Source organism: Pseudomonas gingeri (genome assembly GCF_013385425.1).
GTDB lineage: Bacteria > Pseudomonadota > Gammaproteobacteria > Pseudomonadales > Pseudomonadaceae > Aquipseudomonas > Aquipseudomonas gingeri_D.
Genome location: NZ_JACAQA010000028.1, coordinates 48,118 through 66,578, shown reverse-complemented (window position 1 = coordinate 66,578; position 18,461 = coordinate 48,118). Strand labels below are relative to the sequence as shown.

Genomic DNA, 18,461 nt, shown 5'->3' with positions numbered 1-18,461 from the left:
CTGCATAACCATAAAAAGCAGGTGTTTTTATCTCATGCGCAAACTGGATCGCACCGATATCGGGATTCTCAACAGCCTTCAGGAGAATGCCCGCATCACCAACGCCGACCTCGCCCGTTCGGTCAACCTGTCGCCCACGCCCTGCTTCAACCGGGTCAAGGCCATGGAGGAACTGGGGCTGATTCGCGAGCAGGTGACCTTGCTCGATCCGGAATTGCTCGGCCTGCACGTCAACGTGTTTATCCATGTCAGCCTGGAAAAACAGGTGGAAGAGGCGTTGCAGCATTTCGAGGCGGCGATTGCCGATCGGCCGGAAGTGATGGAGTGCTACCTGATGGCCGGGGACCCGGACTATCTGATCCGCGTGCTGGTGCCGACGATCCAGGCGCTGGAGCGCTTCATGATGGATTTTCTGACCAAGGTGCCGGGAGTGGCGAACATCCGCTCCAGTTTTGCCCTCAAGCAGGTGCGCTACAAGACGGCGCTGCCGTTGCCGGCGGGCGGTCTGATCCTGGGCAGTTGAGAAAACGGGGGAGGTTGAGCCAGTAGCGAGGAGAGGGGGGAGCTTTCGTCAGCCGCGGCCAATGGCAGGGCTGACGAGGGAGCGGGCTTGTTACTTTGGTTCTTTGTCTCCGGCAGACAGGCCGGCCTGGATACGCTGGTAAATCTCTTCACGGTGCACGGCAACGTCTTTGGGAGCGTTGATGCCCACCCGGACTTGCTGGCCGCTAACGCCCAGAATCGTGATCGTGATGTTGTCACCGATGTTGATGCTTTCACCGACTTTGCGGGTGAGTATCAGCATGTCTTTCTCCTTGAATGTTACTAAGGTGCCTTTCTCAGGCATTCCTGGCTTAGGTCTTACACACAGAATACCGCTAAGTGCATTCGAACGGGTGGCTCATTACAGACGTCATTTCATTCTATTTAATTCCCCAGAGTCGGAAAATCGTCGGTAATTCAGCCTGATAAGACCGCCACAGCCAGTGGAACGAGGTTAAGACAGGCTGCAAGGTGATAAAATCACATTAACTGATCATTACGGGAGACGCTTTGTGCGCAGAATAGCAGTGATGATGGCACTCGTGGTGCTGGGCGGTTGTGGTGATGGCTCGGGAAACAAGGTTGAGCCGACGAAAGTGGCTTCGCCGGTGGTCGTGGCGGCGCCGCCGGTGGTCGGCGGTTGGGATCTGTTGATCAAGGATGACAAGACCAAGGCCCTCACTGACTGGACGGCCTGGCTGATCGAGCATGGTTATCCGTTCAAGATCCTTGATGACGGCAAGGTCATTGCCGGGCCGTTCGCGAGCAAGGAAATTGCCGAGCAGAAAAAGGCGCAACTGGCCGACAAGCAGAACATGGATTCCGAGGTGGTGGAGCACAAGGCGCCCGCCGACAGCTCAGCACCCAATACCGCTGCGCCGGCGCCGGGCTACTGAGCCTTAGCCGCAGGCCTTGAGGTTCACCGGCCCGACAAAGCCGTTGCCATGGCCCATGACGCAGGCCACGCTCTGGTTGCGCTGGCGTTCCCAGGCCTGGACCGGATAGGTCTTGTTCCAGGCCTCGTACAGCTGACGGTCCTGCCTCGACAGGCGCAGGCCGTACTGCTTGCTCATGTAGAAATAGGTCCGCGCGATCATCCCGCGAATCGACGGGCGTGGCATGACCTTCTTGGCCTTGAAGTCGACCTGGGTCAGGCAGGAACCGTACTGGCCCTTCTGCACCGGCAACCAGCCGAAGCTGAAGTTGCTGCGGTCGCCGTTGACCTCGCCGATGCTCGGCACCAGGTTGTGCAGGTCGGCCTCGGCCTTTTTGTAGGTCGCGTCGTTCTGGCTGCAGTTCTTGCGTCCGCCCTGTTGCCAGCACTGGCGCTGATGGCCGATCTGCCAGGCCGGGACAATATGTTCCCACTCGATGCGTTCAGCCCGCTTGGCATTCTTGCGCGGCACATACCCGCAGGCCGCGAGGTCGACCCGGTTGCCGTTGTACTTGCAGCCACAATAAAACTCCGTGGACTGCCGCGCGTAGAGCTTCCAGGCGACCTTCTTGGCTTCGGCAAAGGTGCGGGGCGCCTCGGCCTGGGCCGGTAAAACACAGAAAAAACACAGCAAAGCGATAAAGCGGACAATCATTGGTTCAGTCTTCCTTCGGCACAACCCAGAAAATCTGCACGCCACCGTCGTCGCGGTAGGCCAGCGTGACGTTGTCGTTCTCGGCAATTTCCTCGAGCAGTTGCTCCCATTCGTCCACCGGTTCGTCCGGCAGCCGAAAGAGCAGGGCGGCCTTGGCTTTTTGCGCGTTCGGCGAGTTGATGATTTTCTGGACGCGCAGGCCCATGCGTTCGTAGGTGCTGGGGGTTGCGGAGGCGGAAGTTGAGTTGGCCACGGAACAATCCTTAATTAGCTGTACGTGCATACAGTATTTAACTGTAAGCCATTTCGCAACTGTCAGGGAATGATGAGGTGCTTCTGACAACGCTTTTTGCGATTTGGTGCACGCCAATCAAGAAATTATTAGGTTTTACAGTGGGATGCGCAGTATGACGGTGAAAGCTGGGGGCCACCGCCAGGGAAATCCTCACCCGACCCCGTCGAGGATGCGTTGTTTGTAAGACGGGCGACTATGCTGTGACAGACCGTTGACAAATCCTCGCAATATTCCCATAGTTGGATTACGCAAACGTTTGCGCGAACCGTTTCCAGGGCTGTGCACACGCATTTCCCGTCACGCTCCTGGCGTTGCTCACAACAATCATAAGATCCGGAGTAAACCCATGAAGTTGCCATTCGCTGGACGCCTTCTTGCTGTCGCCGTACTTGCCGCCGCTTCTGCCACCCTGCCGCTGTCCCAGGCCTTTGCTGCCGACGCCGCCGCCAAACCCAAAGTCGGCTTGGTGATGAAATCCCTCGCCAACGAGTTCTTCCGCACCATGGAAGACGGCGCCAAGGATTACCAGAAAGCCCATACCGCCGATTTCGACCTGATCTCCAACGGCATCAAGAACGAAACCGACACCACCGCGCAGATCGACATCGTTAACCAGATGATCGTCTCCAAGGTCAACGCCATCGTGATCGCCCCGGCCGACTCCAAGGCCATGGTCTCGGTGATCAAGAAAGCCAAGGATGCCGGGATCGTCGTCATCAACATCGACAACCAGCTCGACGCCGGCGTGCTGAAAAGCAAAGGCATCGAAGTGCCGTTCGTAGGGCCTGACAACCGCAAGGGCGCGCGCCTGGTCGGCGAGTACCTGGCCAAGCAACTGAAAGCCGGTGACGAAGTCGGCATCATCGAAGGGGTGTCCACCACCACCAACGCCCAGATGCGTACCGCCGGTTTCACCGATGCGATGAAAGCCGCGGACATGAAGATCGTCTCCGTGCAGTCCGGCGATTGGGAAATCGACAAGGGCAATGCGGTGGCCTCGGCGATGCTCAACGAATACCCGAACCTCAAGGCGCTGCTGGCCGGCAACGACAGCATGGCCCTGGGCGCGGTCTCCGCCGTCCGTTCGGCGGGCAAGGCCGGCAAGGTGCAGGTGGTCGGTTATGACAATATCAACGCCATCAAGCCGATGCTCCAGGACGGTCGTGTACTCGCCACCGCCGACCAGTTCGCTGCCCGCCAGGCGGTGTTCGGCATCGAAACCGCACTGAAAATCATCAAGGGCGAAAAAGTCGACAGCAAGGACGGCGTGATCGAAACCCCGGTCGAGCTGGTACTGAAGAAGTAAACCTCTCGCCGTTCAATGGTGCCCGCTCGTCCTGAGCGGGCGCATGGAGACTCCCTATGTCATCTTCCGCTCCGAACGCTGTCCTGTCGGTCAGCGGTATCGGCAAGACCTATGCGCAACCTGTCCTCAGCAACATCGACCTGACGTTGCTGCGCGGCGAAGTGTTGGCGCTGACCGGTGAAAACGGTGCCGGCAAAAGCACGCTGTCGAAGATCATCGGCGGGCTGGTCACGCCGACCACCGGGCAGATGCTGTTCAACGGTCGCGCCTATACCCCGGGCAGCCGGACCCAGGCTGAAGAGCTGGGTATCCGCATGGTCATGCAGGAACTCAATCTGCTGCCGACGTTGTCCGTGGCGGAAAACCTGTTTCTCGACAACCTGCCCAGCCACGGTGGCTGGATCAGCCGCAAGCAGTTGCGCAGCGCCGCCATTGAAGCCATGGCCCAGGTCGGCCTCGATGCCATCGACCCGGACACCCTGGTGGGCGAGTTGGGCATCGGTCACCAGCAGATGGTGGAAATTGCCCGCAACCTGATCGGCGATTGCCATGTGCTGATTCTCGACGAGCCGACCGCGATGCTCACGGCCCGCGAAGTCGAAATGCTGTTCGACCAGATCACCCGCCTGCAAGCCCGTGGCGTGGCGATCATCTATATCTCCCACCGGCTCGAAGAACTGGCCCGGGTCGCCCAGCGCATTGCGGTCTTGCGCGACGGCAACCTGGTCTGTGTCGAGCCGATGGCCAATTACAACAGCGAGCAACTGGTCAACCTGATGGTCGGCCGCGAGCTGGGCGAACATATGGATATGGGCGTGCGCAAGATTGGCGCGCCGGCCCTGACCGTCAAGGGCCTGAGCCGTGCGGACAAGGTGATCGACGTTTCCTTCGAAGTGCGCGCCGGTGAGATCTTCGGCATTTCCGGCCTGATCGGCGCCGGTCGTACCGAGCTGCTGCGGCTGATCTACGGCGCGGATATCGCCGACAGCGGCACGGTGGGCCTGGGCGCCTCGGCGCAGGTCGCGGACATTCGTTCGCCGGTCGACGCGGTGCGTCATGGCATCGCTTTGATCACTGAAGACCGCAAGGGCGAGGGGCTGCTGCTGACGCAATCCATCAGCGCCAATATCGCCCTGGGCAATATGCCGGCGATTTCCAGCGGTGGCGTGGTCAACGGCCGTGACGAGACGGCACTGGCACGGCGTCAGATCGATGCCATGCGCATTCGCAGTTCCAGCCCGGACCAACTGGTGTCCGAGCTGTCCGGCGGCAACCAGCAGAAGGTGGTGATCGGCCGCTGGCTGGAGCGCGACTGCGCGGTGCTGCTGTTCGATGAACCGACCCGCGGGATCGACGTCGGCGCCAAGTTTGATATCTACGCCTTGTTGGGCGAACTGACCCGCCAGGGCAAGGCCCTGGTGGTGGTGTCCAGCGACCTGCGCGAGCTGATGCTGATTTGCGACCGCATCGGCGTGCTCTCGGCCGGACGCCTGATCGAGACCTTCGAGCGTGAGAGCTGGACCCAGGATGAGTTGCTTGCCGCCGCGTTCGCCGGCTACCAAAAACGTGATGCGTTGCTCAATGAAGCGGCGCCCAGGAATACCCTATGAAAAATGCACCTTCTGCCGGCAAGACCTCGCGTCACTTCTATGGCCTGGGCACCTACCTGGGCCTGGCGGGCGCGTTGCTCGCCATGATCATCCTGTTTTCCAGCCTGAGCAGTCATTTCCTCTCCTATGACACCTTCAGCACCCTGGCCAACCAGATTCCCGACCTGATGGTGCTGGCGGTGGGCATGACCTTCGTGCTGATCATCGGCGGCATCGACCTGTCGGTGGGCTCGGTGCTGGCCCTGGCGGCTTCGGCGGTCAGCGTGGCAATCCTCGGTTGGGGCTGGGGCGTGTTGCCGGCTTCCGTGCTGGGCATGGGGTGCGCGGCGTTGGCCGGCACCGTGACCGGTTCGATCACCGTGGCCTGGCGCATTCCGTCGTTTATCGTGTCCCTCGGTGTGCTGGAAATGGCCCGTGGTTTGGCTTACCAGATGACCGGCTCGCGCACCGCCTATATCGGCGACTCGTTCGCCTGGCTGTCGAATCCGGTGGCCTTTGGTATTTCGCCGTCGTTCATCATTGCCTTGCTGGTGATTGTCGTTGCCCAACTGGTGCTGACGCGGACCGTGTTCGGCCGCTACCTGATCGGCATCGGCACCAACGAGGAAGCCGTGCGCCTGGCGGGGATCAATCCCAAGCCCTACAAGATCCTGGTGTTCAGCCTGATGGGCCTGCTCGCCGGTGTCGCCGCGCTGTTCCAGATCTCGCGCCTGGAAGCGGCGGACCCGAATGCCGGTTCCGGCCTGGAGCTGCAAGTGATCGCCGCCGTGGTGATCGGCGGCACCAGCCTGATGGGCGGCCGTGGTTCGGTGATCAGCACCTTCTTCGGCGTACTGATCATCTCGGTGCTGGCGGCGGGGCTGGCGCAGATCGGCGCCACCGAGCCGACCAAACGCATCATCACCGGTGCGGTGATCGTGATCGCGGTGGTACTCGATACCTACCGCAGCCAACGCGCCCGTCGGCGGACCTGAGGCATGGCTACCATCAAGGATGTGGCCGCGTTGGCCGGGATCTCCTACACCACGGTGTCCCATGTGCTGAACAAGACGCGGCCGGTGAGCGAGCAGGTGCGGCTCAAGGTCGAAGCGGCGATTGCCCAGCTCGACTATGTGCCCAGCGCCGTGGCGCGCTCGTTGAAAGCCAAGACCACCGCGACCATCGGCCTGCTGGTGCCCAACAGCCTCAACCCGTACTTCGCCGAGCTGGCGCGGGGCATCGAGGATTACTGCGAGCGCAACAACTATTGCGTGATCCTCTGCAACTCCGATGATGACCCGGACAAGCAGCGCAGCTACCTGCGGGTGCTGCTGGAGAAGCGGGTCGACGGTTTGATCGTCACCTCCACCGGCGGCGATGACAGCTTTGCCGGCGGCTTGGCGGCGGTACGCACGCCCATGGTCATTGTCGACCGGGGCATTGCCGGGGTCGAAGCCGATCTGGTGCGTATCGACCACGAAGAGGGCGCTTATCTCGCGACCCGGCACCTGCTGGAACTGGGGCATCGGGCGATTGCCTTTATCGGTGGCCCGGCCGATACCAGCGTGGCGCAGATGCGTCTGGCCGGTTATCGGCGCGCCCTCGAGCAGGCGTCCGTGCAAGTGCCCGAGCGCTGGGTGGTGGAAAGCGATTTCACCAGCACCGGCGGTTATCAGGCGGCGGCCGTGCTGCTGGAGCAGGACCGGCCCAGCGCGATCTTCGCCGGCAACGACATGCTCGGCATCGGTGTATTGCGCGCGGCGGCGGAACGCAATATCCGCGTGCCCAGCGAGCTGTCGGTGATCGGTTTCGACGATATCCAGATGAGCCGTTATGTCTACCCGGCGCTGACCACGGTCGGCCAGTCGATTCTCCAATTGGGGGAAACGGCGGCCGAAATGCTCTTGAACCGGATCGCCACGCCGCTGCTGGCGGTTGACCGGCGGATTGTCAAGCCAAGTATTGTCCTGCGCGAATCGACGGCCGCGGTGCCGGGTGTGTTTGCGCAATACCGCTGAATCGAATTGATGGGTACTGATGTATGCAAGCAAAAGTAGTGGTGGTGGGCAGCCTCAATATGGACCTGGTCACCCGTGCCGAGCGCTTGCCGCGGGCCGGGGAGACCCTGGTGGGCCAGTCGTTCGCCACGGTGTCCGGCGGCAAGGGCGCGAACCAGGCCGTGGCGGCCGCGCGCCTGGGGGCCGCGGTGTCGATGATCGGCTGCGTGGGTGACGATGCCTACGGTCCGCAACTGCGCGATGCGTTGTTGGCGGAGGGCATCGATTGCCAGGCCGTTACCGTGGCACCGGGCGTGTCCAGTGGCGTCGCGCTGATCGTTGTCGATGACAACAGCCAGAACGCCATTGTGATTGTCGCCGGGGGCAACGGTTGTCTCTCCCCGGAGGTGCTCAAGGGGGTTGACGCGGTGCTGCAGGAGGCGGATGTGATCATCTGCCAACTGGAAGTGCCGATGGAAACCGTCGGCTACACGCTCAAGCGTGGGCGCGAACTGGGCAAGATCGTGATTCTCAATCCGGCACCGGCCAGTGCGCCGCTGCCGGCCGACTGGTACGCGTCCATCGACTACCTGATTCCCAATGAAAGCGAGGCTTCGGCCCTGAGCGGCCTGCCGGTGGATTCCCTGGCGAGTGCCCAGGCGGCCGCGACCCAACTGATGGCCGCCGGGGCAGGGAAGGTGATCGTCACCCTCGGTGCCCAGGGTTCGCTGTTCGCCGACGGCCAGGGCTTTGCGCATTTCCCGGCGCCGAAGGTCAAGGCCCTCGATACCACGGCGGCCGGCGACACCTTTGTCGGCGGCTTCGCGGCGGCGCTGGCCCAGGGGCAAAGCGAGGCCGAGGCCATTCGCTTCGGCCAGGTCGCGGCGGCGCTGTCGGTCACCCGTGCCGGCGCCCAGCCGTCCATTCCCCACTTGTCCGACGTACAAGGTTTCAAATCGCCATGAAAAAAACACCTTTGCTCAATATTGCCCTGTCGCGCCTGATCGCTTCCCTTGGCCACGGCGACATGGTGGTGATCGGTGACGCCGGCCTGCCGGTCCCGCCGGGTGTGGAACTGATCGACCTGGCCCTGACCCACGGCATCCCCGATTTCGTCAGCACCCTGCGCACGATACTCAGCGAAATGCAGGTGGAGAGCCATGTGCTGGCCGAGGAGATTCTGCTCAAGCGCCCACCGGCGCTGGAACACCTCGACGCGCTGAACGCCGAGGGCGCCATGGGGCAGCGCCGGCTGCTCAGCCATGAAGAATTCAAAGTGCTCAACCGCAAGGCCAGGGCTGTGATCCGCACCGGTGAATGCCAGCCTTATTGCAATGTCGTGCTGGTGGCCGGCGTTACGTTCTAACTGTTCTTTCTCGCACAAGGAGTGCGCTATGCAACGCTATGCTCAGATCTTGCAACGCTGGTTTCGGAGTCTGCTGATTTTGTCCTTTCTCACGGCTACAGGCGCCCAGGCGGCGGAAAAGATCGATCTGATCATCGACACCGACCCGGGGGCCGATGATGTGGTGGCACTGCTGTTCGCCCTGGCCTCGCCGGAAGAGCTGCATATCCGTGCGCTGACCACCGTGGCGGGTAATGTGCGCCTGGACAAGACCTCGCGTAATGCCCGCCTGGCCCGCGAGTGGGCAGGGCGCGAAGACGTGCCGGTCTACGCCGGTGCGCCCAAGCCGCTGATGCGCACGCCGATCTATGCCGAGAATATCCACGGCAAGGAAGGCATCTCCGGGGTTGCCGTGCATGAACCCAAGGCGCCCCTGGCCAAGGGCAACGCGGTCAACTACCTGATCGAGACCCTGCGCGCGGCCAAGCCCCACAGCATCACCCTGGCCATGCTCGGGCCAGAAACCAACCTGGCCCTGGCCTTGATCCAGGACCCCGAGATCACCCAGGGCATCAAGGAAGTGGTGGTCATGGGCGGTGCGCACTTCAACGGCGGCAATATCACTCCGGTCGCCGAGTTCAATATGTTCGCCGATCCCCAGGCCGCCGAAGTGGTACTCAGGAGTGGCATCAAGCTGACCTACCTGCCGCTGGACGTGACCCACAAGATCCTCACCAGCGACGAGCGCCTGAAGCAGATCGCGGCACTGAACAACAACGCCAGCAAGGTGGTCAGTGATATCCTCAACGAATACGTCAAGGGCGACATGGAACACTACGGTATTCCTGGCGGCCCGGTACACGACGCCACCGTTATCGCCTATCTGCTCAAGCCCGAGCTGTTCAGCGGACGTCAGGTCAACCTGGTGATCGACAGCCGTGAAGGCCCGACCTTCGGCCAGACCATCGTCGACTGGTACGACGGCCTGAAACAGCCCAAGAACGTGTTCTGGGTCGAGAATGGCGATGCCCAAGGCTTCTTCAACTTGCTGACAGAGCGTCTGGCACGCCTTAAGTGACTACATGCAAATCGATCTGAACAACCCTGACAACCTGACCCAGGACGCCGTGCGCCAGATGCTCGCGGCGGCCAGTGACGAGGTGCATACCCAGCTGCGCGTAACGCGCTCGGGTATGGCCTATATCTCCTCGGGGGTTGTCGGCGGCGCGCAGATCGACGACCTGCTGTTCCGCCTGGAAACCTGGGCGGCGGGCTCCGGCTACGTCGGCAAGGTCGCGGCCGCCGACGAGGTCTGGGTCATGCAGGTGTACAATGCCTTGAAGCAGAACTGGCCCAACCCGCCCTTCGATTACATCGATATCTACTGAGCGGCAGCGCTCGTTCATATTCAGTCACGATTCCCCGCAGAAGTCGTCCGACAGCTCAGGCAGACTTGTCAGCGGCGGCTGTCGGAATCGGATGATCTGACACCTTGCGTGCAACCAATGGTGCAAATCGCGGTCGCACGCACTCTACTTATTTTATTTGAAGGAGGCTTCATGCCTTGGAAGCTTGCATCCCTGGGGACGCTGTTCGCCCTGTCGGTACTGGCGGGTTGCTCCACCTCCGAGTCATCCGCGGCTAAAGAGTCTGCCAAGGACTCGGGCGCCCAGATCACTTACGATCGTTGTGAAGCCAAAGGCGCCGATTTCACCATCGGCCAGACGGCCACGGCCGCGCTGCTGCAACAGGCTCGTACCCGTAGCGGCGCGCAGAGCGCACGGGTCCTCGGCCCTAACGACATGGTGACCCTGGAGTACCGTTCGGACCGTCTGAATCTCAACACCGACAGCAGCGGCAAAATCATTCGCGCCAACTGCGGTTAAGGCTGCCGGGCTTTTGTAGCGCCCATAAAAAACCCCGTCGCATGGACGGGGTTTTTTCAGTTCGCGGAAACTTACTCCGGACGAACCTGTGCAGCTTGCATACCCTTTTGGCCTTTCTCAGCCACGAAGGAAACGGTCTGGCCTTCTTTCAGGCTTTTGAAACCGTCGCTTTCGATAGCTTTGAAGTGTACGAACAGGTCGTCACCGCCACCTTGAGGAGTGATGAAGCCGAAGCCTTTTTCATCGTTGAACCATTTTACGGTGCCGGTTTGGCGATTAGACATGGTGTATCTCCAAGAAACATATATTTTCAGTAGTACTGTGCTGCTCAGGCCAACTGGGCACACTGGGCTATCATAGTCGAAATGTTCGACTTGGGAGCCCCCCCCAGCAACGGATTGCCCATCCGCTGCCCTTTGTTTAGCCGTTTTATTGGCTGGAGGCCCCGGTTTTAAAGGCTTTCACTGAAAACGACAGCCCCTAAAAAAACCCATAAAAGCTGCGTAAATATTGATAAAAATCACTTTTTCCGCTGTTTTTCACCCGGTTTGAGGCCCAAAAGCCCCGTGGCTGCGGGTTACTTCTGCACCTTGCAGACGGCGATTTCTTTCAAGGCGCGGTTGCGCAGCTCCTCCGGCGGCATGGTCTTGGCGTTCATCAACTGAGTGATTTCCTCGGAGGTGAATTTTTTCTCGATGACATCGGCGCCGCAGGTGCAGTGCTGCTTGGCCACGGTCGGGTTGACGCTCTGGCTGGCCGCGCCAACACAGTCTTTCATGTAGCTGGCTTTGGCGCCGGCCGGCCAGGCGGCCTGCGCGCTCAGTGGCAACAGCAGGGCGAGCGGGGCGGCAAAGGCGAAAAGGTGGATCAGACGCATGTTCGGGTACTCCTTGGAGACGGGTGGATACGGTGCTGCATTCTAGGTATTTGAGGGTGAGAGCGTGGAGCAAGTTCAGCCCTGACACAAAACCCCGCGACTTTAGCAGTTTGTGAACGAGGCGATGACCGTTCATCTGTGCTAGCATCCCAGACTTGGTTATTTTTGGTATTGCAGTCGTGTCTCGCGCTCGATACCGAGCCATCAACCCTTTTTTTGAACTCCAGTCACTCTGGTTCGCTTCCGGTTGGCCTTACGGCTCCTGCCACTGTGCGGCAGGCGTTTTTCATTAAACGGCTGGACGAATCGCGTACTGGCTGCTCATCCCAACCCACGTGACCTTTGGTAGGGGTCACCACTAGGAGAGGAGGCGCCATGCCCACTATTACTCTTCCCGACGGCAGTCAACGTTCGTTCGACCATCCGGTTTCCGTAGCCGAGGTCGCCGCTTCCATTGGCGCCGGCCTGGCCAAGGCCACCGTGGCCGGCAAGGTCAACGGCAAGCTGGTCGACGCCTGCGACCTGATCGACAGCGACGCGACCCTGCAAATCATCACGCCCAAGGACGAAGAGGGGCTGGAGATCATTCGCCACTCTTGCGCGCACCTGGTTGGCCACGCGGTCAAGCAGCTGTACCCGACGGCGAAAATGGTCATCGGTCCGGTCATCGATGAAGGCTTTTACTACGATATCGCCTACGAGCGTCCGTTCACCCCGGACGACCTGGCCGCGATCGAGCAGCGCATGCAGTTGCTGATCGAAAAAGACTACGACGTGATCAAGAAGGTCACGCCGCGCGCCGAAGTCATCGACGTGTTCACCCAGCGCGGCGAAGACTACAAGCTGCGCCTGGTCGAAGACATGCCGAATGAACAGGCCATGGGTCTGTACTATCACGAAGAATACGTCGACATGTGCCGTGGTCCGCACGTGCCGAACACCCGCTTCCTGAAATCCTTCAAGCTGACCAAGCTGTCCGGCGCCTACTGGCGCGGTGATGCCAAGAACGAGCAGCTGCAGCGCGTCTACGGCACGGCCTGGGCCGACAAGAAGCAACTGGCTGCTTACGTCCTGCGTATCGAGGAAGCGGAAAAACGCGACCATCGCAAGATCGGCAAGCGCCTGGGCCTGTTCCATACCCAGGAAGAAGCGCCGGGCATGGTGTTCTGGCACCCGAACGGCTGGACCCTGTACCAGGTGCTCGAGCAGTACATGCGCAAGGTGCAGCGTGACAATGGCTACCTGGAGATCAAGACCCCGCAAGTGGTCGATCGCTCCCTGTGGGAGAAATCCGGGCACTGGGCCAACTACGCCGAAAACATGTTCACCACCCAGTCGGAAAGCCGCGACTACGCCATCAAGCCGATGAACTGCCCGTGCCACGTGCAGGTGTTCAACCAGGGCCTGAAGAGCTACCGCGAGCTGCCGATGCGCCTGGCCGAGTTCGGTGCCTGCCACCGTAACGAGCCATCGGGTGCGCTGCACGGCATCATGCGCGTTCGGGCTTTCACCCAGGACGACGCCCACATCTTCTGCACCGAAGAGCAGATGCAGGCTGAATCCGCGGCGTTCATCAAGCTGACCATGGATGTCTACGCCGACTTCGGCTTTAAAGACATCGAAATGAAGCTGTCCACCCGCCCTGAAAAGCGCGTGGGTTCCGACGAATTGTGGGATCGCGCCGAAAGCGCATTGGCTGCCGCGCTCGACAGCGCCGGCCTGCCGTACGACCTGCAGCCGGGCGAAGGCGCCTTCTACGGTCCGAAAATCGAATTTTCGCTCAAGGACTGTCTCGGTCGCGTGTGGCAGTGTGGTACCCTGCAGCTCGATTTCAACCTGCCGATCCGTTTGGGCGCCGAATACGTGTCCGAAGACAACAGCCGTAAGCACCCGGTCATGCTGCACCGGGCGATCCTCGGCTCCTTCGAGCGTTTCGTCGGGATTCTGATCGAACACTACGAGGGTGCGTTCCCTGCCTGGCTGGCGCCAACCCAGGCCGTGATCATGAATATCACGGACAAGCAGGCTGATTTTGCCCTCGAAGTCGAAAAAACTCTGGCCGAAAGCGGATTTCGTGCCAAGTCCGACTTGAGAAATGAAAAGATCGGCTTTAAAATCCGCGAGCATACTTTGCTCAAGGTTCCCTATCTTTTGGTTATCGGAGATCGGGAAGTCGAGATGCAGACTGTCGCTGTGCGTACTCGTGAAGGTGCTGACCTGGGCTCGATGCCCGTCGCCCAGTTCGCCGAGTTCCTCGCGCAAGCGGTTTCCCGGCGTGGTCGCCCAGATTCGGAGTAATTACTATTAAGCGTGAAATGAGACAAGATAAACGAGCTGCACCGAAGGCCCCGATCAACGAGAATATCTCGGCACGCGAGGTTCGGTTAATTGGCGCTGATGGCGAGCAGATTGGCATCGTCTCGATTGATGAAGCGCTTCGGATTGCCGAAGAAGCCAAACTGGATCTGGTGGAGATTTCCGCCGATGCAGTGCCACCCGTCTGCCGGGTGATGGACTACGGCAAGTCGATTTTCGAAAAGAAAAAGCAAATTGCTGCTGCGAAGAAAAACCAGAAGCAAGTGCAGGTTAAAGAAATCAAGTTTCGTCCAGGGACGGAGGAAGGGGATTACCAGGTAAAACTGCGCAACCTGGTACGTTTCCTGAGTGATGGGGACAGGGCCAAGGTTTCCTTGAGATTCCGCGGTCGTGAGATGGCCCACCAGGAGCTGGGGATGGAACTCCTCAAGCGGGTTGAAGGTGACCTGCTCGAGTACGGTTCGGTCGAACAGCATCCTAAGATGGAAGGACGCCAGCTTATTATGGTCATCGCCCCGAAAAAGAAGAAGTAACCACCAGGGCACGGCAGGCCTTGCGGTTATGTTTATCAACTGAATGCGGAGTATCCGAACATGCCAAAGATGAAAACTAAAAGTGGTGCTGCCAAGCGGTTTCTGAAAACTGCTAACGGCATCAAGCACAAGCACGCTTTCAAGAGCCACATCCTGACCAAAATGTCGACCAAGCGTAAGCGTCAACTGCGCGGTAGCAGCTTGCTGCATCCGTCTGACGTGGCAAAAGTCGAGCGCATGCTGCGCCTTCGTTAATTTTTGGTTGAATAGAGGAAGTAACTCATGGCTCGTGTAAAGCGTGGCGTCATTGCCCGTAAGCGTCACAAAAAGATTCTGAAACTTGCAAAAGGCTACTACGGCGCTCGCTCGCGCGTATTCCGTGTTGCCAAGCAAGCGGTCATCAAGGCAGGCCAATACGCCTACCGCGACCGTCGTCAGAAAAAACGTCAGTTCCGCGCTCTGTGGATCGCTCGTATCAACGCTGGTGCGCGTATCAACGGTCTGTCCTACAGCCGTTTCATCGCTGGCCTGAAAAAAGCGTCGATCGAAATCGACCGTAAGGTTCTGGCTGATCTGGCTGTGAACGAAAAAGCGGTGTTTGCTGCGATTGTCGAGAAAGCTAAAGCCACCTTGGCTTAAGTACCCCCCGACAATCACCGGGTTTCGTTTTTGCGGGGCTCGGTGTCAAACGTCATAAATAGGGGAAGAGCCTTTAAGCTCTTCCCCTATTTCGTATCTGGAGTCTGTACATGGAAAACCTGGACGCGCTGGTCTCTCAAGCTCTCGAGGCTGTGCAAAGCGCTGAAGATATCAATGCCCTGGAGCAAATCCGGGTTCAGTACCTTGGCAAGAAAGGTGAATTGACTCAGGTGATGAAGACCCTGGGCAGCTTGCCAGCAGAAGAGCGTCCGCAAGTCGGTGCGCTGATCAACGTCGCCAAGGAGCGTGTCACAGAGGTTCTCAATGCGCGCAAGGCGTCGTTCGAGGAGGCCGACCTGGCCACCAAGCTCGCGGCCGAGTCCATTGACGTGACCCTGCCTGGCCGCGGCCAGACTTCCGGTGGTTTGCATCCGGTTACCCGGACTCTGGAACGTGTCGAACAATTTTTCACCCACATCGGCTACGGCATCGCCGAAGGTCCCGAGGTGGAAGACGATTACCACAACTTCGAAGCGCTCAACATCCCAGGCCATCACCCGGCTCGGTCGATGCATGACACCTTCTATTTCAATGCCAACATGTTGCTGCGCACCCATACCTCGCCGGTACAGGTCCGCACCATGGAATCGAAAAAGCCGCCGATCCGCATCGTCTGCCCAGGCCGTGTGTACCGTAGCGACTCGGATATCACCCACTCGCCGATGTTCCACCAGGTCGAAGGCCTGCTGGTGGATCGCGACATCAACTTCGCCGACCTGAAAGGCACCATCGAAGAGTTCCTGCGGGTGTTCTTCGAGAAGGAACTGGCGGTGCGTTTCCGTCCTTCCTACTTCCCGTTCACCGAGCCGTCCGCTGAAGTCGACATGGAATGCGTGATGTGCAGCGGTAAAGGCTGCCGCGTCTGCAAGCAGACCGGCTGGCTGGAAGTCATGGGCTGCGGCATGGTTCACCCGAACGTGCTGCGCATGTCCGGGATCGATCCGGAAGAGTTCCAGGGCTTTGCCTTCGGCATGGGCGTTGAACGCCTGGCCATGCTGCGTTACGGCGTGAACGACTTGCGCCTGTTCTTCGACAACGACTTGCGGTTCCTCGCGCAATTTCGCTAGGTCGCGGCCCGTAACGAATCTATTAGGAGAGCAGGATGAAATTCAGTGAACAATGGCTGCGTGGCTGGGTAAGCCCGCAAGTGAGCCGCGACGAGCTGGTCGCTCGTCTGTCCATGGCCGGTCTTGAGGTCGATAGCGTCACGCCGGCCGCCGGCGCGTTCAGTGGTGTGGTTGTCGGTGAAGTCCTCAGCACCGAACAGCACCCGGATGCCGACAAGCTGCGCGTGTGCCAGGTCAGCAATGGTTCGGAGACCTTCCAGGTGGTCTGCGGCGCGCCGAATGTGCGCCCGGGCCTGAAGATCCCGTTCGCGATGATCGGTGCCGAACTGCCGGGCGACTTCAAGATCAAGAAAGCCAAGCTGCGCGGCGTCGAGTCCAACGGCATGCTCTGCTCGCAAGCCGAGCTGCAGGTCGGTGAAGGCAATGACGGCCTGATGGAGCTGGCGGCTGATGCGCCGGTCGGCGAAGACATTCGTGTCTACCTGAGCCTGGACGACGCCAGCATCGAGGTCGACCTGACCCCGAACCGTGGCGACTGCCTGTCCCTGGCCGGTCTGGCCCGTGAAGTCGGCGCGCTGTATGCCGCTCCGGTCGTCCGTCCGGTAGTACCGGCTGTGCCTGCTGTACACGACGAAGTCCGTTCGATCGAAGTCCTGGCGCCGGCAGCCTGCCCGCGTTACCTGGGCCGTGTGATCCGTAACGTCGACCTGTCGAAGCCGACCCCGCTGTGGATGGTCGAGCGCCTGCGTCGTTCCGACGTACGCAGCATCGACGCCGCCGTCGATATCACCAACTACGTGATGATCGAGCTGGGCCAGCCGCTGCACGCTTTCGATCTTTCCGAGATCAATGGCGGCATCCGCGTGCGCATGGCTGAAGAGGGCGAGAAGCTGGTGCTGCTCGACGGTCAGGAAGTCACCCTGCGTAGCGATACCCTGGTGATTGCCGACCACACCCGCGCCCTGGCGATTGCCGGCGTGATGGGGGGCGAGCATAGCGGCGTCAACACCGCGACCACTCGTGACATCTTCCTTGAAAGCGCGTTCTTCGATCAGATCGCCGTCGCTGGCAAGGCTCGTTCCTATGGCCTGCACACCGATGCCTCGCACCGCTACGAGCGTGGTGTGGACTGGCAACTGGCCCGTGAAGCCATGGAGCGCGCCACTGGCCTGCTGCTGGAAATCACCGGTGGCGAAGCTGGCCCGATCATCGAAACCGTCAGCGAAGCGCACCTGCCTTCCATTGCTCCGGTGACCTTGCGTGCCGAGCGCATCACCCAGATGCTGGGCATGGAAATGGATGCACCGCAGGTCGAGCGCCTGTTGTCCGGCCTGGGCTTGGGCATTGTCGCCAGCGGAGCAGGGCAGTGGCAGGTAGAAGTACCAAGCCATCGCTTCGATATCAGCCTGGAAGTCGACCTGATCGAAGAACTGGCGCGCCTGTACGGCTACAACCGCCTGCCGGTTCGTTACCCGCAAGCTCGCCTGGCGCCACAAGCCAAGGCTGAAGCCCGTAGCGACCTGCCTGAGCTGCGTCGCCTGCTGGTGGCCCGTGGTTACCAGGAAGCGATCACCTACAGCTTCATCGATCCTAAGCAGTTCGAACTGTTCAACCCGGGCGTTGAGCCGTTGCTGTTGGCCAACCCGATCTCCAACGACATGGCGGCCATGCGCTCGTCCCTGTGGCCAGGTCTGGTCAAGGCGTTGCAGCACAACCTGAACCGTCAGCAGGATCGCGTGCGTCTGTTCGAAAGCGGCCTGCGTTTTGTCGGTCAGCTGGAAGGCCTGAAGCAAGAGCCGATGCTGGCTGGCGTGGTGTGCGGCAGCCGTCTGCCGGAAGGCTGGGCACAGGGTCGCGACACCGTCGACTTCTTCGACGTCAAGGCTGACGTGGAAGCGCTGCTGGGCTTTGCCGGTGCACTGGATTCGTTCACGTTCGTGCCGGGCAAACACCCAGCGTTGCACCCGGGTCAGACCGCGCGCATCGAGCGGGAAGGGCGTCTGGTCGGTTTCATCGGCGCAATCCACCCTGAATTGTCGAAAACCCTCGGTCTCGACCGTCCGGTCTTCGTTTTCGAGCTGGTATTGGCTGAAGTGGCGTTGGGAAAAATGCCTAAATTCAGCGAGCTGTCGCGCTTTCCTGAAGTGCGTCGTGACCTGGCGTTGCTGGCGGACAAAGGCGTGGCCTCCAGTGCCGTGCTGGACGTAATCCGTGAAAATGCAGGCGAATGGCTCACAGAGCTCAGGCTCTTTGACGTCTATGAGGGTAAAGGCATTGATCCGCATAGAAAAAGCCTTGCAGTTGGCTTGACCTGGCAGCATCCATCGCGCACTCTTAATGACGATGAGGTGAATTCCACGACGCAAAATATCCTCACCTCGCTCGAAACCAGGTTGAACGCCACGTTAAGGAAGTGACG

Annotated in this window: 22 protein-coding genes; 17 read left to right on the top strand and 5 right to left on the bottom strand. The window is 60.2% G+C overall.

Going from position 1 to position 18,461, the window contains the following annotated elements; all coding sequences use genetic code 11:
- Positions 1–34: 34 nt before the first annotated feature.
- Positions 35–523, top strand: a complete 489-nt coding sequence (bkdR, locus tag HX830_RS26570; protein ID WP_103496452.1) for a Bkd operon transcriptional regulator BkdR — start codon at positions 35–37, stop codon at positions 521–523.
- Between the two features lie 90 nt (positions 524–613).
- Here bkdR and csrA read toward each other — a convergent pair whose 3' ends face one another.
- On the bottom strand, positions 614–805 hold the full coding sequence (gene csrA / locus HX830_RS26565; RefSeq protein ID WP_100940160.1) for a carbon storage regulator CsrA: 192 nt from the start codon (positions 803–805) through the stop codon (positions 614–616).
- Positions 806–1,055: 250 nt separating this feature from the next.
- Between csrA and HX830_RS26560 the strand changes: the two genes are divergently transcribed.
- A complete protein-coding gene (locus HX830_RS26560) occupies positions 1,056–1,439 on the top strand; it encodes an SPOR domain-containing protein (protein ID WP_247263383.1) in 384 nt (127 codons plus the stop codon).
- Between the two features lie 3 nt (positions 1,440–1,442).
- Here HX830_RS26560 and HX830_RS26555 read toward each other — a convergent pair whose 3' ends face one another.
- Both HX830_RS26555 and HX830_RS26550 read right to left on the bottom strand, forming a co-directional pair.
- Positions 1,443–2,132, bottom strand: coding sequence for an endonuclease (locus HX830_RS26555; protein WP_103496454.1), 690 nt, complete (start codon positions 2,130–2,132; stop codon positions 1,443–1,445).
- Between the two features lie 4 nt (positions 2,133–2,136).
- Entirely contained in the window at positions 2,137–2,415 is a 279-nt protein-coding gene (locus tag HX830_RS26550; protein WP_100940163.1) for a DUF1654 domain-containing protein, read from the bottom strand.
- A 358-nt stretch (positions 2,416–2,773) separates the two neighbouring features.
- On the opposite strand from HX830_RS26550, the gene HX830_RS26545 reads away from it, so the two are divergent.
- The 9 genes from HX830_RS26545 (at position 2,774) to HX830_RS26505 (ending at position 10,550) form a co-directional block, all read left to right on the top strand.
- Positions 2,774–3,733 carry a sugar ABC transporter substrate-binding protein gene (locus HX830_RS26545; RefSeq protein ID WP_152739917.1) on the top strand — a complete coding sequence of 320 codons (960 nt, stop codon included), beginning with the start codon at positions 2,774–2,776 and terminating at the stop codon, positions 3,731–3,733.
- 56 nt (positions 3,734–3,789) lie between these two features.
- The gene (locus HX830_RS26540; protein WP_103496456.1) at positions 3,790–5,343 is read left to right on the top strand and encodes a sugar ABC transporter ATP-binding protein; all 1,554 of its coding nucleotides are present in this window, start codon (positions 3,790–3,792) and stop codon (positions 5,341–5,343) included.
- Positions 5,340–6,317, top strand: a complete 978-nt coding sequence (locus HX830_RS26535; RefSeq protein ID WP_177103639.1) for an ABC transporter permease — start codon at positions 5,340–5,342, stop codon at positions 6,315–6,317. The genes HX830_RS26540 and HX830_RS26535 overlap by 4 nt, the downstream gene beginning before the upstream one ends.
- A gap of 3 nt (positions 6,318–6,320) precedes the next feature.
- Entirely contained in the window at positions 6,321–7,340 is a 1,020-nt protein-coding gene (locus HX830_RS26530; RefSeq protein WP_177103636.1) for a LacI family DNA-binding transcriptional regulator, read from the top strand.
- A 23-nt stretch (positions 7,341–7,363) separates the two neighbouring features.
- Positions 7,364–8,284 carry a ribokinase gene (gene rbsK, locus HX830_RS26525; protein ID WP_177103634.1) on the top strand — a complete coding sequence of 307 codons (921 nt, stop codon included), beginning with the start codon at positions 7,364–7,366 and terminating at the stop codon, positions 8,282–8,284.
- Positions 8,281–8,685, top strand: a complete 405-nt coding sequence (gene rbsD, locus HX830_RS26520) for a D-ribose pyranase (protein ID WP_103496460.1) — start codon at positions 8,281–8,283, stop codon at positions 8,683–8,685. Before rbsK ends, rbsD begins: the two co-directional genes overlap by 4 nt.
- 28 nt (positions 8,686–8,713) lie before the next feature.
- Complete coding sequence (locus HX830_RS26515) at positions 8,714–9,742, top strand: nucleoside hydrolase (RefSeq protein ID WP_177103632.1); 1,029 nt, start codon at positions 8,714–8,716, stop codon at positions 9,740–9,742.
- Positions 9,743–9,746: 4 nt separating this feature from the next.
- Entirely contained in the window at positions 9,747–10,052 is a 306-nt protein-coding gene (locus HX830_RS26510; RefSeq protein WP_103496462.1) for a hypothetical protein, read from the top strand.
- A gap of 171 nt (positions 10,053–10,223) precedes the next feature.
- Positions 10,224–10,550 (top strand): I78 family peptidase inhibitor, encoded by a 327-nt coding sequence (locus HX830_RS26505; protein WP_103496463.1) that lies wholly within the window; start codon positions 10,224–10,226, stop codon positions 10,548–10,550.
- Between the two features lie 71 nt (positions 10,551–10,621).
- Here the strand turns inward: HX830_RS26505 and HX830_RS26500 are convergent, their stop codons facing one another.
- Both HX830_RS26500 and HX830_RS26495 read right to left on the bottom strand, forming a co-directional pair.
- Positions 10,622–10,834, bottom strand: a complete 213-nt coding sequence (locus tag HX830_RS26500) for a cold-shock protein (protein ID WP_003179963.1) — start codon at positions 10,832–10,834, stop codon at positions 10,622–10,624.
- 293 nt (positions 10,835–11,127) lie between these two features.
- A complete protein-coding gene (locus HX830_RS26495) occupies positions 11,128–11,427 on the bottom strand; it encodes a hypothetical protein (RefSeq protein ID WP_152739923.1) in 300 nt (99 codons plus the stop codon).
- Positions 11,428–11,802: 375 nt separating this feature from the next.
- Between HX830_RS26495 and thrS the strand changes: the two genes are divergently transcribed.
- The 6 genes from thrS (at position 11,803) to pheT (ending at position 18,459) form a co-directional block, all read left to right on the top strand.
- Complete coding sequence (thrS, locus tag HX830_RS26490) at positions 11,803–13,725, top strand: threonine--tRNA ligase (RefSeq protein ID WP_103496465.1); 1,923 nt, start codon at positions 11,803–11,805, stop codon at positions 13,723–13,725.
- Positions 13,725–14,276: a translation initiation factor IF-3 gene (infC, locus tag HX830_RS26485; protein ID WP_177103717.1), complete on the top strand. Its 552-nt coding sequence runs from the start codon at positions 13,725–13,727 to the stop codon at positions 14,274–14,276. Before thrS ends, infC begins: the two co-directional genes overlap by 1 nt.
- 60 nt (positions 14,277–14,336) lie before the next feature.
- Entirely contained in the window at positions 14,337–14,531 is a 195-nt protein-coding gene (rpmI, locus tag HX830_RS26480) for a 50S ribosomal protein L35 (protein WP_002553160.1), read from the top strand.
- Positions 14,532–14,558: 27 nt separating this feature from the next.
- Complete coding sequence (gene rplT / locus HX830_RS26475; protein ID WP_100940175.1) at positions 14,559–14,915, top strand: 50S ribosomal protein L20; 357 nt, start codon at positions 14,559–14,561, stop codon at positions 14,913–14,915.
- Positions 14,916–15,025: 110 nt separating this feature from the next.
- Positions 15,026–16,042 carry a phenylalanine--tRNA ligase subunit alpha gene (gene pheS, locus HX830_RS26470; RefSeq protein WP_103496466.1) on the top strand — a complete coding sequence of 339 codons (1,017 nt, stop codon included), beginning with the start codon at positions 15,026–15,028 and terminating at the stop codon, positions 16,040–16,042.
- Positions 16,043–16,077: 35 nt separating this feature from the next.
- Positions 16,078–18,459 carry a phenylalanine--tRNA ligase subunit beta gene (gene pheT / locus HX830_RS26465; protein ID WP_103496467.1) on the top strand — a complete coding sequence of 794 codons (2,382 nt, stop codon included), beginning with the start codon at positions 16,078–16,080 and terminating at the stop codon, positions 18,457–18,459.
- The last annotated feature ends 2 nt before the right edge of the window (positions 18,460–18,461 follow it).

Excerpts from the sequence above, each read along its gene's own strand:
- bkdR (WP_103496452.1), top strand. The coding sequence starts at position 35 with ATGCGCAAACTGGATCGCACCGATATCGGGATTCTCAACAGCCTTCAG.
- csrA (WP_100940160.1), bottom strand. The coding sequence starts at position 805 with ATGCTGATACTCACCCGCAAAGTCGGTGAAAGCATCAACATCGGTGAC.
- HX830_RS26555 (WP_103496454.1), bottom strand. The coding sequence starts at position 2,132 with ATGATTGTCCGCTTTATCGCTTTGCTGTGTTTTTTCTGTGTTTTACCG.
- HX830_RS26550 (WP_100940163.1), bottom strand. The coding sequence starts at position 2,415 with ATGCACGTACAGCTAATTAAGGATTGTTCCGTGGCCAACTCAACTTCC.
- HX830_RS26545 (WP_152739917.1), top strand. The coding sequence starts at position 2,774 with ATGAAGTTGCCATTCGCTGGACGCCTTCTTGCTGTCGCCGTACTTGCC.
- HX830_RS26540 (WP_103496456.1), top strand. The coding sequence starts at position 3,790 with ATGTCATCTTCCGCTCCGAACGCTGTCCTGTCGGTCAGCGGTATCGGC.
- HX830_RS26535 (WP_177103639.1), top strand. The coding sequence starts at position 5,340 with ATGAAAAATGCACCTTCTGCCGGCAAGACCTCGCGTCACTTCTATGGC.
- HX830_RS26530 (WP_177103636.1), top strand. The coding sequence starts at position 6,321 with ATGGCTACCATCAAGGATGTGGCCGCGTTGGCCGGGATCTCCTACACC.
- rbsK (WP_177103634.1), top strand. The coding sequence starts at position 7,364 with ATGCAAGCAAAAGTAGTGGTGGTGGGCAGCCTCAATATGGACCTGGTC.
- rbsD (WP_103496460.1), top strand. The coding sequence starts at position 8,281 with ATGAAAAAAACACCTTTGCTCAATATTGCCCTGTCGCGCCTGATCGCT.
- HX830_RS26515 (WP_177103632.1), top strand. The coding sequence starts at position 8,714 with ATGCAACGCTATGCTCAGATCTTGCAACGCTGGTTTCGGAGTCTGCTG.
- HX830_RS26510 (WP_103496462.1), top strand. The coding sequence starts at position 9,747 with ATGCAAATCGATCTGAACAACCCTGACAACCTGACCCAGGACGCCGTG.
- HX830_RS26505 (WP_103496463.1), top strand. The coding sequence starts at position 10,224 with ATGCCTTGGAAGCTTGCATCCCTGGGGACGCTGTTCGCCCTGTCGGTA.
- HX830_RS26500 (WP_003179963.1), bottom strand. The coding sequence starts at position 10,834 with ATGTCTAATCGCCAAACCGGCACCGTAAAATGGTTCAACGATGAAAAA.
- HX830_RS26495 (WP_152739923.1), bottom strand. The coding sequence starts at position 11,427 with ATGCGTCTGATCCACCTTTTCGCCTTTGCCGCCCCGCTCGCCCTGCTG.
- thrS (WP_103496465.1), top strand. The coding sequence starts at position 11,803 with ATGCCCACTATTACTCTTCCCGACGGCAGTCAACGTTCGTTCGACCAT.
- rpmI (WP_002553160.1), top strand. The coding sequence starts at position 14,337 with ATGCCAAAGATGAAAACTAAAAGTGGTGCTGCCAAGCGGTTTCTGAAA.
- rplT (WP_100940175.1), top strand. The coding sequence starts at position 14,559 with ATGGCTCGTGTAAAGCGTGGCGTCATTGCCCGTAAGCGTCACAAAAAG.
- pheS (WP_103496466.1), top strand. The coding sequence starts at position 15,026 with ATGGAAAACCTGGACGCGCTGGTCTCTCAAGCTCTCGAGGCTGTGCAA.
- pheT (WP_103496467.1), top strand. The coding sequence starts at position 16,078 with ATGAAATTCAGTGAACAATGGCTGCGTGGCTGGGTAAGCCCGCAAGTG.